The organism is Photobacterium lipolyticum (genome assembly GCF_003026475.1).
Classification (GTDB): Bacteria; Pseudomonadota; Gammaproteobacteria; order Enterobacterales; family Vibrionaceae; genus Photobacterium; species Photobacterium lipolyticum.
This window is the reverse complement of the sequence record NZ_PYMC01000025.1, coordinates 1-13,612: the sequence shown is the minus strand read 5'-3', so window position 1 is coordinate 13,612 and position 13,612 is coordinate 1. Positions and strand designations below refer to the sequence as shown.

The following is a 13,612-nucleotide window of genomic DNA, read 5'->3' as shown; positions in this document are numbered from 1 at the left end:
AACGTTTCCAATGTTGTGTAAAAAGATGAAAGCCTTATCTGGCCTGTAAGGGTGATGAAGATAAGGCTTTTTCATTATTTTCATTAATTCACCTTACGCTGACAGGGCAGCACGGGCTACCCTGTATTCTTTTGCCGCAAAATAGAGGTTGCCGATTAGATTGGCTTAACTTGTCGAGCCCCACACCTGGCCTAATGTTTCCATTAATCCGGCACTGGCTCCCTGATCGCCTAAATATTGCATCACAACCGGAATAAACTGGCTGACCATGCTGGCATCCATTCCCAGCGCGGCGAAGACCTGATTGAGTCCATTCATGGTGCTAAGCATGCCGCTGAGTCCGGGTGGGATTGCATTCGTTAACGCATCAACGCCCGGGATCATTTGGGTTAACTCGCTGGCTTGATCGCCCGAGAGCTGGCTGGTTGCCATAGATAGTAAAGCCCCTGCTCCGCCAGCAGCTTGTTCCGGGGAGACGCCTAGCTGGCCACTGAGTAAATCAGTGAGCGGATTGGCTGTAGTTGAGGTTGTCGTTGCCGCTTGCTCATCATCGCCACCAAAAAGGTCTGAAAAACTGAAGGCGAAACTCGAAGGGCTGGCTGCAAGGATACAGATAAGGGTGAACAGGCTGAAAAAACGGCGGGGTAGTTGAACTTTATCCATGTCATTCTCCTTTTATGCGTTTATTAAGCGTAGTGGAGAATGTGGTGTAAGTAGCAAATAAAATTGAAGAAATGTGATTAACTGCGCGGTGTGTGTGCGTTATTTCAGGAAGGCAAAACAGCGCGATTGCACCGTTTCGCCTTCTTACGTAACCTAAAGGTAACTTACAGGATGTCTAGAAGTTCTACTTCGAAGACTAGTGCTGCAAATGGAGGGATAGCAGCACCTGCCCCACGCTCACCATAAGCAAGATCCTGAGGGATGTACAGTTTCCACTTAGAACCAACAGGCATCATCTGCAGAGCTTCAACCCAACCAGCGATTACGCCAGTTACTGGGAATTCAGCTGGCTGACCGCGAGATACAGAGCTGTCGAATACCGTACCGTCAGTTAGCTCACCGTGGTAGTGAACACGTACTTGCTTGTCAGATGTAGGGATTTCGCCGTTACCTTCAACAAGTACTTCGTACTGAAGACCTGATTCAGTTACTGTAACTTCTGAACGTAGTGCGTTATCTTTTAGGAAAGCTTCACCGTCAGCAGCCGCAACTTTAGCCTGCTCTTGACGAGCAGTTTCAGCAGTTGTGTGAAGTTCACGAAGTGCATTGTTGATGTCATCAACTTCGATTTCTGGCATATCACCAGTTAGAGAAGTTGCGATACCTTTAGCAATAGCAGCAACGTTTAGGCCTTCAAGACCGCTTTGAGCTAGTTGTTGGCCCATTTGTAGACCAATACCGTAGCTTGCTTTAGTTTCAACTGTATCTAGTTTAACGTCAGACATTTTTGTCATCTCTTAATGTAGAGTGAATTAAAGCAGGCAGGATAACAGTTTCGACCCCAAGGGGTAAACTTTTGTAAATAGTATTCCTTGATTGCGTGACTTAAAAAGCTCTGGAGTGTTGTATATGGGACAGGCCAAACGCCGTTCAAATAAAAATAATGGATTTAAACTGCCGGGTTTTTCCTTTAATAAAATCCGCTTGACTGTCAGTAAGGAAGTATGGTTGGAAAAATTGGCGCCATTGAAAGTCAAGTGGCAACGCCTGCCGAAATTACATCGTCGTGCTCTGGCGGTACTGCTCCCTTTGATGCTGGTTTTAGTGTTACTTCCTGCCAGCGATAAAACGGATAGCTCTATACCGGAACAGACGGTACGCCGTGATATTGAGCTGAATCTTGATAATACGCCGGAACCGGTAGAGAAGCGTGCTGAGCCGGTGTCTCCGAAGCGTCCGAGTCAGCCCGTAACAGAGTTTGCAGAGCCGGCAGCGACGACGGAGGTCAAAGCGGTTGCGGCTGAACAATGGTATAAGTACCAGGTGCAGAAGGGGGAAACGCTAGCACAGATTTTCCGTGAGAAAGCGCTGCCATTGTCAGATCTGTATGCAGTTGCGGCGATTGAAGGAAAAGGGAAACCGTTGAGCCAGATAAAATCCGGCCAGTGGTTACGTTATAAGCAAACTGCGAATGGTCAGCTGGATGCGCTGCAGATCGAGAGCAGTGCTGGTGATCCGGTGATGTTCTTCCGCCGCTCAGATGGCAGCTTTGCGCGTGGCCAGTAACGGGCGTTCATGCCTGAAGTCAAAGCTTGTATAGGGCCGCATGATGCGGCCTTATTGCTTTTCGATATGCTGTTTTCGCTGAGCGGTACCAATCGGGACGATTATCCCGATTGGTATAACATAACGCTGATGAGCTGTGGTGTAAGCTTTTTCACTGTACGCTTTTGGTTAAGCGCATATCAACATGAGGAATGTCATCTTCGAGGTAGGTCTCTGAGATCGCTGTAAAGCCATATTGCCTGTAATAATCCTGTAAGTGTTCTTGCGCGCCAATATCAATCGTTTTTCCTGGCCAGAACAACTCAGCTTGCTGTAAAGCTTGTTGTAACAGGCTGTGGCCAAGACCAAGGCTTCTGGACGATGGCGCGATCGCCACGCGGCCAAGACTCACATTATCGTAAGTCGTACCGGCAGGTAACAGGCGTAAATAGGCCGTCAGCTTATCGTCTTTATAACCTAAGAGGTGATGAACCCCGTCTTTTCGATCATGGTTATCCAATTCGTGATACGGGCAGTTTTGCTCGACCACAAAAATATCGACACGCAATTTTATGAGGTCGTAGAGCTGGTCTGTTGATAACTGACTGAAAGGAAGGCATAGCCACTGCATGATGTATCGCTCCTTGGGTTTGATGTAAACCAATTCCTATAATTAGGCCTAACATAACGGCTCGAAGAGAAGGATGCCTTAACCATTGTTAAGACGGGCTGATCTTATTCTTCACCGAGTCGTTTTTTGATCCTGCTTAAGCTTATGGGGGTAATGCCAAGATAAGAAGCCACTTGGTAATCAGCCACGCGGTTGAGTAAATTGGGAAAGCTTTCGCTAAATAGCTGAAAACGTTCTTCGGGTGAATGCATTAACATGAAACGTTCTTTTTGTTCTTTGTGTACCAGCTGACGTTCCAGTAATTTGATATAGAGAGGATCGCCCTGCTCGCGCCATTGCTGCAGCAACTCAATAGGGAGTGCCAGGAGCTGGCAGGCAGAAAGTGTTTCCAATAGATAGGGGGAAGGCTGAGCGGTTATCAGACTTTCAAAGCCAAGCAGTACATCCTGATCCCAATAGAATTCCTTGCTGTACTGACGTCCATCCTCAGTGAGATAGCAGGCATGACAAACACCCTCTAATAAAAAATAACAGTCGCTGGGGCGTTCGCCTTGATTGAGTAGTATGTGACGAGTCGGCAGTTCGAGTAATTTGGCTTGATCCACGATCCTCTGGGCGGCATCGCTGGTGGCTCCTAATTGCTGCAGAAAATGATTCAGTACATCTTTCATCTTGGATATGAGGTTAATTAGCCTTACTGGCATCATAGCAAAAAATACCGCAGTCTAGGCTGCGGTATTTTATCCGTTTCATTATCAGGCTTAATAAACGTTATTTTGCTTGCAGATCGAGTTGATAAACAGCAAAGCCAACTTTATCGGTACCGGTTTGTACCATTGGATACAGGCTTTTCTCTTTGATGAACTTAGCCGCTTTTTCACTTGGCGAGGTTTCAAAAGTGATGTTCAGCTTCTGATCACTCTTCAGTGGAGTGAAGTGCCAGTTGTTATCAGCATTGGGTACAACCTGGCCTTTCTCTTTACTGATACGGCTAATGTAATCAGCAACGACCGTGCGGTTTTCATCAGGTGAAGCAAAAGCGACGAACTGCTCACCAGTACCGGCAAACTTACCGCTATAAGCTCGGTAGTTGTTGGTTGCAATGATAAAGGGTTGCTTAGGATCAACTGGCTTACCGTTAAAGGTTAAGCTTGTGATCCGTTCTGCCTGACCATTAATGAGCTTACAGTTGCCGTCATAACGTGCGGGTTGGGAGACATCGATACCGTACTCAACCCCCTCCATGACATCGAAGTTGTAGGTACGGAAACCTTCCCAGTTAATAAGGCCTTGTTGGGCTGTGCTGGTCAGGTCGATTTGATTAAATTGGGCGGCAGAACATTCCAGCCATTCTTTCACTTCTTTGCCGGTAACTTTCATTGCCACTAAGGTATTCGGGTAAAGATAGAGATCAGCGGCATTACGGAAAGTCAGCTGGCCTGCTTCTACTTCCGTAAAGTTGCTTGGATCGTTACCTCGACCGCCGGCTTTAAACGGTGCAGCAGCAGAAAGTACCGGGGTGCCGTCCAGATCCGGATCACCCTGAATAAAGCGTTCGACATAATCTTTTTGTGCAAGGTTAACAATCTGAACCGTTGGATCGTCTTGAACCAGTGCCAGGAAGCTGTACATAACATCGCTGGCTTTACCAATTGGCTGGTTAACGAATGTACGGGTTGCAGCGTGCTCATCGCTTACCGCTTTAACCAGCGCTTCATCCGCTTCAACTAAAGGCTTTTTCTCAAATTTATCATAGATAGGACGAGCTTCAGTTTGAGCATTGGTTACAGTCCAAGTGTCACCTTGCTTATCCAGTACCAGATCCATTACACCCAGATGATCGCCCCAGCGGCCGGGCATGACGGCAGCGACACCATTAATCGTGCCTTTTTCAATGTCGGCATTGGGTAGTTTTGCGAAGCTTTTACTCGGGAATACGGCGTGGGAGTGGCCAAAGGCAATGGCATCAATACCTTCAACTTCTGTGAGGTAATACACGGAGTTTTCGGCCATGGCTTTGTATGGGTCTGCCGACACCCCGGAATGCGGAATAGCGATGATAACATCAGCCCCTTCAGCTTTCATTTGCGGAACAAATTTCTCAGCCGTTTGTTTGATATCTCTGGCTTCTACTTTGCCTTCCAGGTTTTTCTTATCCCAAATCAGGATTTGTGGAGGAACAAAACCGATATAACCGATTTTTACTTCATGTTCCACCCCATCAGTGTCTTTAAAGGTGTGAGGTTTGATGATGTAAGGCGTGAACATGTTTTTGCCTGTTTTCAGGTCAATCACGTTCGCATTGATGTAAGGAAATGCAGCGTCATTAAGGGATTCTTTTAAGAAATCCAGACCATAGTTGAACTCGTGGTTTCCCAGGTTACCGACTTCGTAGTTTAATAAGTTCATCGCCTTATAAACAGGATGAACCTCACCTGGCTTGATCCCTTTATCTGCCATGTAATCGCCCATCGGACTACCCTGGAGCAGATCACCGTTATCAACTAATACGTTGTTAGTAACTTCCGCTCGGGCTTGTTTTACTAACGTTGCGGTACGGACAAGACCTGTTTTTTGCGTTGGCTTGTTTTTGTAGTAGTCATAATCCATCACATTGGTATGGATATCAGTGGTTTCTAAAATGCGTAGTTTGATGGTTTCAGCCGTGGCGGGACCTGCAAGTGTTAGCAGGCCACCAAGTACTGCAATAGACAGTGGCTTGGCAGATAATTTCATGATTTTCTCCAGGGGAAATAGACACAGGAAAGTGTGCTAAAGGTATCAAAAATATGCAGCGAGTGGCGGTAACTTCTTAATTTATTGTGCTTTAAATCGCGTATTTCGACTTATAAGCTGTATTTGATTTGTTATTGAGCGGTATTTACACAATGAGGTTGTCGGTATTATAACGAACAGAGTATTTGTTCCCCTTGATGAGCCTAACTCCTTTTTATTCCCCTGTCGCATTCTGTTGTGATAGTCGCTATTCAGGCTTATTTTCTCTATCCATTAAGTTTCCTCCTTCACAATTGACTGACTTTTCAAACATCCAAACTTTTTGGAATAAAAGATGATATTTTAGAATTTCAAGTAATATCTCGTCCCATCTATAGTGCAGTTAAGTCGATCAATTAAGAGCACTGGAAATGGATTACTTGCCAATTTTTGCGGATTTGAAGCGTCGTCCCTGCCTCGTTGTTGGGGGTAATGATGTGGCATGGCGTAAAACCCGAATGTTATTGAAAGCGGGAGCCGATGTTCGCGTAATTGCGCCAGTATTGAATCACCAGTTCCAGCAAGCTGTTCAGCAACACAAAATTACCCATGTCGCCGATGAATTTGAACCGTCACACCTTGATGGCATTTTTCTGGCTATTGCGGCGACTGAACGTAAATCGGTCAATGCATTGGTCTATCAATCGGCAAATCAGCGCCAAGTATTAGTAAACGTAGTGGACAATACACAGCGCTGCAGTTTCATTGTCCCGTCCATTGTTGATCGGTCACCCATTATTGTGGCGATCTCGTCGTCAGGCAAAGCCCCCGTGCTTGCGCGTTTAATTCGCGAAAAACTTGAAGCCATACTGCCGCAGCACCTCGGCAAGATGGCAACCATTGCCGGACGTTTTCGTAACCAACTCGCCAAGACCGTTACCTCTTTCTCTGCCCGCAGACAGTTCTGGGAAAAAGCCTTTGATGGGCGTTTCTCCGAGTTAGTAGCTGCGGGACAAGAACAAGAAGCCGAGCAGGAACTAATTGATCTTTCGCAGTCGGATTCTCCTCAGGGTCAGGTGGCACTGATTGGTGCCGGCCCCGGTGATGCAAGCTTGCTAACGCTGCGCGCACTGCAACTGATGCAGCAGGCGGATGTCGTGCTTTACGACTACTTAGTTTCTGACGAAGTGATGGACTTAGTGCGTCGTGATGCCGAACAGGTCTGTGTCGGGAAAAAAGCCGGCTTTCACAGTGTGCCGCAAGAAGAAACCAATCAATTGATTGTTCAGTATGCCCAGCAAGGCAAACGTGTTGTGCGGCTGAAAGGCGGTGATCCTTTTGTTTTTGGTCGCGGTGGCGAAGAGCTTGAAGTGCTGTTTGACGCTGGAATTCCATTCCAGGTGGTGCCGGGCATTACTGCTGCCGCCGGAGCGACAGCATATGCAGGTATTCCGCTGACTCATCGTGATCATGCCCAGAGCGCGATGTTCATAACCGGACACCTTAAACCTGATAGCGATCAGCTTGACTGGTCGACGTTAGCTCGTGGAAAACAGACCTTGGTCATTTATATGGGGCTGATGAAATCCGGCCATATCCAGCAACAGCTACTGAAACATGGCCGAGGAGGCGATACGCCTGTTGCGATTATCGAAAGGGGGACGCAGAAAACGCAGAAAGTCCTCAAAGGTCAGCTGAATGAACTTGAGCAGCTGGCACAGAATGCTGCATCACCTGCACTTATTGTTGTGGGTGAAGTAGTTAATTTATCCGAAAAATTACATTGGTTCGGAAAGCAGGAACAGCAACTACAGCAATCAGCAGTAGTAAGGTTGGCATAGCATGGAGAGAGTAATGAATCCAAAACGATTAACTCACCTCAAGCAACTTGAAGCGGAAAGTATTCATATTATCCGTGAAGTGGCTGCTGAGTTTGATAACCCTGTGATGATGTATTCCATCGGGAAAGACTCATCGGTCATGCTGCACTTAGCGCGAAAGGCATTCTATCCGGGGAAGATCCCATTTCCTTTGCTGCATGTTGATACTGACTGGAAATTTCGCGAAATGATTGAATTTCGCGATCGCGCCGCCAAGAAGTATGGCTTTGACTTGCTTGTTCACAAAAACCCGGAAGGGTTGGCAATGGGGATCAGTCCTTTTGAGCACGGCTCTTCGAAGCATACCGATATCATGAAAACCCAGGGGTTGAAGCAAGCTCTGGACAAATATGGTTTTGATGCGGCATTTGGTGGTGCCCGTCGTGATGAAGAAAAATCCCGTGCCAAAGAGCGGGTGTATTCATTCCGCGATAAGAATCATACCTGGGATCCGAAAAACCAGCGTCCGGAGCTATGGAAAACCTATAACGGCCAGATCAATAAAGGTGAAAGCATTCGTGTTTTCCCGCTATCGAACTGGACCGAGCTGGATATCTGGCAATACATCTATTTAGAAGGCATTGAAATTGTGCCGCTTTATCTGTCGGCTGTGCGTCCGGTGGTCGATCGTGATGGCATGTTAATTATGGCTGATGATGATCGCATGACACTGCAGCCTGGAGAGAAAATAGAGCATAGAAGTGTTCGTTTCAGAACGCTGGGATGTTATCCGCTAACCGGCGCTATCGAGTCGGAAGCGAATACCTTACCGGGCATTATTGAAGAAATGCTGGTGGCGACATCGAGTGAGCGTCAAGGACGGGCGATTGACCATGATCAGTCAGGGTCGATGGAATTGAAAAAGCGTCAGGGTTATTTCTAAGGAAAGACAAATGAACAGTACGATAGAACAGCAAGTGGCTGAGTTAGGCATTGAAGCGTATCTTGATCAGCACCATAACAAATCTCTACTTAGATTTTTAACCTGTGGTTCAGTTGATGACGGTAAAAGTACCCTGATTGGTCGTCTGCTGCATGATTCTCATCAAATTTATGAAGATCAGTTAGCGGCAATTCATACGGACAGCCAGAAAGTAGGTACAACGGGCGATAAGCCGGATCTGGCTTTGCTGGTCGATGGCCTACAGGCGGAGCGGGAGCAGGGCATCACCATTGATGTTGCTTACCGTTATTTTTCGACCAAAAAACGTAAATTCATTATTGCCGACACGCCAGGGCATGAGCAGTACACCCGTAACATGGCCACGGGTGCATCGACTTGTGATGTTGCAGTGATCTTAATTGATGCGCGTAAAGGGGTATTGGATCAGACTCGCCGCCATTCGTATATCGCCAGTTTGCTGGGGATCCGCCATTTTATTGTTGCGATTAACAAAATGGATCTGGTTGATTTTGATCAAGTTCGCTATGAGCAGATCCGCGAGGAATACCTGGCATTTGCCGATAAGCTTAATGCCGACCTTGATATTCAGTTAGTGCCGCTTTCGGCACTCGATGGCGACAATGTGGTAAACCTGAGTGATAAAACCCCTTGGTACGAGGGGGATTCACTGCTGGCGCTATTAGAAAACGTGGATTTCGGTCAGGAACGCGAATCCGGTGATTTTCGTTTCCCGGTGCAATATGTCAATCGTCCTCATTTAGATTTCCGTGGTTTCGCCGGCACTGTTGCCTCTGGCGTGGTGAAAGTAGGTGATGAGATCAAAGCGCTACCGTCAGGTAAAACGTCCACTATCAACCGTATCGTTACCTTTGATGGCGATCTGCCTGAAGCACATCCCGGTCAGGTGGTGACGCTTACGCTGAACGATGAAATTGATATCAGCCGTGGCGATACCATTGTCGCGATTAATGACGATGTGCCGCTGAGTAATCATCTGTTAGCCGATATTGTCTGGATGGCTGAAGCGCCATTAGAAGCCGGACGCCAGTACGATATAAAAGTGGCTGGCAAAAAAACGGTCGGCTCGGTACAGACTATTCGCCACCAGGTGGATATTAATAATCTTGAGACCTTTGCAGTTGAGGCTTTACCGTTGAATGGTATCGGCTTGTGTGAAGTTGTCCTTAATGAAGCTATTGCTGTCGATGCTTATAAGAACTGCATGGATACCGGCGGGTTTATCATTATTGACCGTTTAACGAATGTGACGGTTGGTGCTGGCATGGTACGAGAAGCATTAGCAGAGTCAACGGCTCAACAAGCTGATTTTAGTGCATTCGAGCTAGAACTTAATGCCTTAATTCGTAAGCACTTCCCTCATTGGGACGCGAGCGATATCAGTAAATTACTGGGGTGATGGGCATGGGCTGGGAGCAAGGGATGGTGCTCGCCATGTTAATGGTGATAGTAACCTGTCTACTAACTACACGGATTAAACCGGCTTATTTGTTTGCGGGGGCGGCGTTTGTTGGATTCCAGACAGGAATGATTGATTTGCCGGCGCTGGCAGGTAATTTTACTAATTCGTCACTGTTAACACTGGTATTACTGATCCTTGCTTCCATTGCTCTTGAAAAAACGCGCCTGATCAGCTGGGTCGGGCGGCAGATTTCTGAGGGCGGGCACTCATCAGTGGTGGCAAAATTAGGTTTATCAACGGCTTTTCTTTCGTCGTTTACCAATAATACCGCCGTTGTTGTGTCATTAATTGGCGCGGTTAAACGCAACCAGCGTCATGCTCCGTCTAAGTTGCTGATCCCGCTTTCTTATGCCGCTATTTTAGGTGGCACTCTGACCCTGATTGGTACATCAACCAACCTCATTATAAATAGCTTTGTAGAAGATGTCGGCTTACCAAGCCTAGGCTTCTTTGCCCCCACAGGCATTGGCCTGGCAGTGTTACTGATTGGTTTGACTATCTTAATCCCGTTAAGCCATTTTTTACCCAGCTACGATGACAGCGGCCAGGACGAATTACCCTATTTTCTGGAAGCCAGAGTTGAGGGAGGAACTCCATTAGTGGGTAAAACCGTCACAGAAAATGGCTTACGGGCACTACGTCGCCTGTTTCTCGCTGAATTACTGCGAGACGGGAAGACGATTGCACCGGTATGTCCGAATACCAAGCTTCAGGCTGGTGATACCTTGTTGTTTTGCGGTGATGTGGAAAGCGTGACAACATTGCAAGAAATCAATGGACTGCAATTATTTGGTCAGCATCACCTCAATGGCCAAACCATGATGGAAGTGATTGTCAGTCATTCTGCGGGTATCCGGGGTAAGACGTTAAAAAATGTTAAGTTTCGGGAGCAGTTTGATGCGGTCGTAGTGGCTATTCGGCGTGGTCATGAGCGTCTTGCTGGTGGTTTGGGAAATATTGAATTACATGCTGGCGATACGTTAATTATTGTGCCGGGCAAGAGCTTTCATGAGAAAAGGCAGAAGCTGAATCGTGAGTTCGTTCTGGTTAATGGTTTAGATTCCAGTGCACGTCTTGATAGTACGAAAAGCCTGGCTGTGCTGGCAGGATTTATGGCAGCGATCCTTGCTGCTTTATCGGATGTACTTCCAATCATTAAAGGCCTGACAGCTTACATCTTACTTTTATTAGCAACCGGTGTTATCTCTTTTACTGAGCTAAGGCGTCAATTCCCGCTAGATATAGTCGTTATTGTCGGATCTGCGTTATCACTGGCACAGTTAATGATTTCCAGCGGGTTATCTGAACGCATGGGTAACCTGTTGATGACGTCATTTAATGGCTGGGGGATGTATGGTGCTTTAATTGCCGTCTACCTGTTGACCTTGGTATTAACTGAGCTGGTTACGAACAATGCCGCCGCGGCGTTGTCATTTCCTATCAGCTACAGCCTGGCGATGGGGTACGGTGCAGATCCTATGCCTTTTATTATGGCCGTTTTATTTGGTGCTAGTGCGAGCTTTATTTCTCCTTATGGCTATCAGACGAATTTGCTGGTTTACAGTGTCGGGAATTACAAACTGAAAGATTATCTGCGTATCGGTTTCCCGATTTCAGTGGTGTACTCCGTGGTTGTTCTCACGTTAATCCCACTATTATTTCCTTTTTAAATCCAATTATTAAATACAGCGTCATGGAACGGAGTTTGTTATGACCGCCATTATTCAATCTCAAGACAATGAAAATGTGGTGTGGCACAGCCATAATATTGATAAAGCATATCGTTCTGATCAGAAAAAACAGAAACCCTGTGTGATGTGGTTTACCGGTTTAAGCGGTGCCGGTAAGTCGACGGTAGCCGGAGCGTTAGAGAACCGTTTAGCTGAGCTAGGTTATCATACCTATCTATTAGACGGTGATAATGTACGTCATGGTTTGTGCCGTGATCTCGGATTCTCATCAGAAGATCGCCGTGAAAATATCCGCCGGATTGGCGAAGTCGCTAAATTAATGGCTGATGCGGGATTGATTGTACTGACAGCTTTCATTTCACCTCATAGAGAAGAACGTCAGTTAGTGCGTGAATTACTCCCAGAAGGAGAGTTTCTTGAAGTCTTTGTTGATACTCCATTAGGTGAATGTGAGAAGCGTGATCCTAAAGGGTTGTATAAAAAAGCCCGAGCAGGTGAAATTAAGCAGTTCACGGGGATTGATTCTGAATATCAGGCACCAGAACATCCGGAAATTCATTTGCAGGCGGGTGATAAGTCGGTAACAGAGTTGGTTGAATTGTCCTTGTGTTCATTGAAAGAACGTCAAATTATCCGCTAATAAAAGGAGCCGCTGGTGAGTGCACTGCTCGAATCTATCTATGGGATTGCTTTAGATGCCGGAAAAGCGATCATGGATCGTTACCATGCAAATGTTCAGGTTGAAGAAAAAGCGGATAGCAGTCCGGTGACTGAAGCTGATATTGCGGCCAATACTATTATAGTAGAGCGACTCATGTCGCTAACCCCTGATATCCCTATCTTATCAGAAGAGTCAGCTCATACTCCTTGGCCGGAAAGGCAACACTGGTCGTCATTCTGGCTGGTGGATCCATTAGATGGCACAAAAGAGTTCTTGCGTCAGAATGGTGAGTTCACCGTTAATATTGCCTTAATAAAAGAAGGTAAACCGGTTCTGGCGGTTGTTCATGCTCCAGCGCTAGACAAAAGCTGGTTGGCTGATGGAGAAAAAGCATGGCTCCAAACTAAAGCGGGTCGAGATCAGACTAAAGTACGGCCAGCAACAGTACCAACGGTCGTGGGTAGCCGTTCTCACCCAAGTCCAGATATGGCGAGCTTTCTAGAACAACTGGGTGAACACAAAATGACAGAAGTCGGTTCATCATTGAAATTCTGTCTTGTTGCTGAAGGTCGAGCTCAATACTACCCTCGTTTAGGTCCAACAATGATGTGGGATACCGCTGCGGGCCAATGCGTGGCTGAAAGTGCGGGAGCGACTGTTACTCAATTAACGGGGGAGCCGCTGCATTATCAGCGTGAAGATTTACTGAATCCTTTTTTTATTGTTGCCATTGATTGATCTTCTTTAGGTAGTCAGAAACTTTCTGACTACTACTTTTTATTGCATGTCTCTTTATTAAGAAACAACCTGCCGATAATAGACTAAGCTTAAGTGCTGTTCTGAGCTTGGGCACCATAATCCACGTAGTTAAATTGGGTATTAATGACAATTGTCCTTAGCTCCAGAAGACCTGACTCTAACTTTGATGGTTTTTTGTTGGTTTTGGACTGTTTGGCTGTAAATATCATCAAGTAGGATATAAATAACAAAAAAGAGTTGCCATGCTAGACTGGCTCCCTATAATGCCGCCACACCAGCAGGGATTGGGCAGCTTAGTAAGCTATTTGTAAGTTGTGCGTAACTTGTGGGTAAATGGATAGGTTAACAAAAATAGCTAAAATGGGTGTTTGACACGCTACTGTTTTCGTCTAGAATGACCGTCCTGCTCAGTACTAAAGGTGAAAGCGTTAAAGTTTTAACTTTAAGGTTGCTGAGTTGCGTTGAGATGGGTTTTTGACTGAATTAAAAAACTTCTTGACTTAAAATTAAAGGCGCGTAAGATTCGCTGCCTGACCGACACGATGTGTTAGTCAACGTTCTTTAACAATTTGACCATGCAATCTGTGTGGGCACTCGTGAAATGATTCGTCGAAAGATTTATCAATGAACTGAGTGACCGGACGATATGGTTCCTGCAGAGGAATGATATTGGCACAGTCAAT

At 46.3% G+C, this 13,612-nt stretch carries 12 protein-coding genes; 7 read left to right on the top strand and 5 right to left on the bottom strand.

Annotated elements, in window-relative coordinates; translation table 11 throughout:
* Window positions 1-165 precede the first annotated feature (165 nt).
* On the bottom strand, window positions 166-663 hold the full coding sequence (locus C9I89_RS21020) for a DUF2780 domain-containing protein (RefSeq protein ID WP_107285287.1): 498 nt from the start codon (window positions 661-663) through the stop codon (window positions 166-168).
* 164 nt (window positions 664-827) lie between these two features.
* Complete coding sequence (gene bamJ, locus C9I89_RS21015) at window positions 828-1,448, bottom strand: BamJ family beta-barrel-assembly machinery protein (RefSeq protein ID WP_107285286.1); 621 nt, start codon at window positions 1,446-1,448, stop codon at window positions 828-830.
* A gap of 124 nt (window positions 1,449-1,572) precedes the next feature.
* Between bamJ and C9I89_RS21010 the strand changes: the two genes are divergently transcribed.
* On the top strand, window positions 1,573-2,229 hold the full coding sequence (locus tag C9I89_RS21010) for a LysM-like peptidoglycan-binding domain-containing protein (protein ID WP_107285285.1): 657 nt from the start codon (window positions 1,573-1,575) through the stop codon (window positions 2,227-2,229).
* 151 nt (window positions 2,230-2,380) lie between these two features.
* Here the strand turns inward: C9I89_RS21010 and C9I89_RS21005 are convergent, their stop codons facing one another.
* The 3 genes from C9I89_RS21005 to C9I89_RS20995 all read right to left on the bottom strand — a co-directional run bounded on the left by C9I89_RS21005 (window position 2,381) and on the right by C9I89_RS20995 (window position 5,575).
* Window positions 2,381-2,839, bottom strand: coding sequence for a GNAT family N-acetyltransferase (locus C9I89_RS21005; protein WP_107285284.1), 459 nt, complete (start codon window positions 2,837-2,839; stop codon window positions 2,381-2,383).
* 104 nt (window positions 2,840-2,943) lie between these two features.
* Entirely contained in the window at window positions 2,944-3,510 is a 567-nt protein-coding gene (locus C9I89_RS21000; protein ID WP_107285283.1) for a Crp/Fnr family transcriptional regulator, read from the bottom strand.
* Window positions 3,511-3,610: 100 nt separating this feature from the next.
* Window positions 3,611-5,575, bottom strand: a complete 1,965-nt coding sequence (locus C9I89_RS20995) for a bifunctional 2',3'-cyclic-nucleotide 2'-phosphodiesterase/3'-nucleotidase (protein ID WP_107285282.1) — start codon at window positions 5,573-5,575, stop codon at window positions 3,611-3,613.
* Window positions 5,576-5,985: 410 nt separating this feature from the next.
* Between C9I89_RS20995 and cysG the strand changes: the two genes are divergently transcribed.
* From cysG to cysQ, 6 genes are read left to right on the top strand one after another with little or no spacing between them, the layout of a single operon-like run.
* Window positions 5,986-7,395 (top strand): siroheme synthase CysG, encoded by a 1,410-nt coding sequence (gene cysG / locus C9I89_RS20990; RefSeq protein WP_107285281.1) that lies wholly within the window; start codon window positions 5,986-5,988, stop codon window positions 7,393-7,395.
* Between the two features lie 13 nt (window positions 7,396-7,408).
* Window positions 7,409-8,317 (top strand): sulfate adenylyltransferase subunit CysD, encoded by a 909-nt coding sequence (cysD, locus tag C9I89_RS20985; protein ID WP_107285280.1) that lies wholly within the window; start codon window positions 7,409-7,411, stop codon window positions 8,315-8,317.
* A 10-nt stretch (window positions 8,318-8,327) separates the two neighbouring features.
* On the top strand, window positions 8,328-9,755 hold the full coding sequence (cysN, locus tag C9I89_RS20980) for a sulfate adenylyltransferase subunit CysN (RefSeq protein ID WP_107285279.1): 1,428 nt from the start codon (window positions 8,328-8,330) through the stop codon (window positions 9,753-9,755).
* A 5-nt stretch (window positions 9,756-9,760) separates the two neighbouring features.
* Window positions 9,761-11,488: an SLC13 family permease gene (locus tag C9I89_RS20975; protein WP_107285322.1), complete on the top strand. Its 1,728-nt coding sequence runs from the start codon at window positions 9,761-9,763 to the stop codon at window positions 11,486-11,488.
* Window positions 11,489-11,528: 40 nt separating this feature from the next.
* Window positions 11,529-12,149 carry an adenylyl-sulfate kinase gene (cysC, locus tag C9I89_RS20970; protein ID WP_107285278.1) on the top strand — a complete coding sequence of 207 codons (621 nt, stop codon included), beginning with the start codon at window positions 11,529-11,531 and terminating at the stop codon, window positions 12,147-12,149.
* Window positions 12,150-12,164: 15 nt separating this feature from the next.
* Window positions 12,165-12,908, top strand: coding sequence for a 3'(2'),5'-bisphosphate nucleotidase CysQ (cysQ, locus tag C9I89_RS20965; RefSeq protein ID WP_107285277.1), 744 nt, complete (start codon window positions 12,165-12,167; stop codon window positions 12,906-12,908).
* The last annotated feature ends 704 nt before the right edge of the window (window positions 12,909-13,612 follow it).

Excerpts from the sequence above, each read along its gene's own strand:
- C9I89_RS21010 (WP_107285285.1), top strand. The coding sequence starts at position 1,573 with ATGGGACAGGCCAAACGCCGTTCAAATAAAAATAATGGATTTAAACTG.
- C9I89_RS20975 (WP_107285322.1), top strand. The coding sequence starts at position 9,761 with ATGGGCTGGGAGCAAGGGATGGTGCTCGCCATGTTAATGGTGATAGTA.
- C9I89_RS20995 (WP_107285282.1), bottom strand. The coding sequence starts at position 5,575 with ATGAAATTATCTGCCAAGCCACTGTCTATTGCAGTACTTGGTGGCCTG.
- cysC (WP_107285278.1), top strand. The coding sequence starts at position 11,529 with ATGACCGCCATTATTCAATCTCAAGACAATGAAAATGTGGTGTGGCAC.
- cysN (WP_107285279.1), top strand. The coding sequence starts at position 8,328 with ATGAACAGTACGATAGAACAGCAAGTGGCTGAGTTAGGCATTGAAGCG.
- C9I89_RS21000 (WP_107285283.1), bottom strand. The coding sequence starts at position 3,510 with ATGAAAGATGTACTGAATCATTTTCTGCAGCAATTAGGAGCCACCAGC.
- cysG (WP_107285281.1), top strand. The coding sequence starts at position 5,986 with ATGGATTACTTGCCAATTTTTGCGGATTTGAAGCGTCGTCCCTGCCTC.
- bamJ (WP_107285286.1), bottom strand. The coding sequence starts at position 1,448 with ATGTCTGACGTTAAACTAGATACAGTTGAAACTAAAGCAAGCTACGGT.
- C9I89_RS21020 (WP_107285287.1), bottom strand. The coding sequence starts at position 663 with ATGGATAAAGTTCAACTACCCCGCCGTTTTTTCAGCCTGTTCACCCTT.
- C9I89_RS21005 (WP_107285284.1), bottom strand. The coding sequence starts at position 2,839 with ATGCAGTGGCTATGCCTTCCTTTCAGTCAGTTATCAACAGACCAGCTC.
- cysD (WP_107285280.1), top strand. The coding sequence starts at position 7,409 with ATGAATCCAAAACGATTAACTCACCTCAAGCAACTTGAAGCGGAAAGT.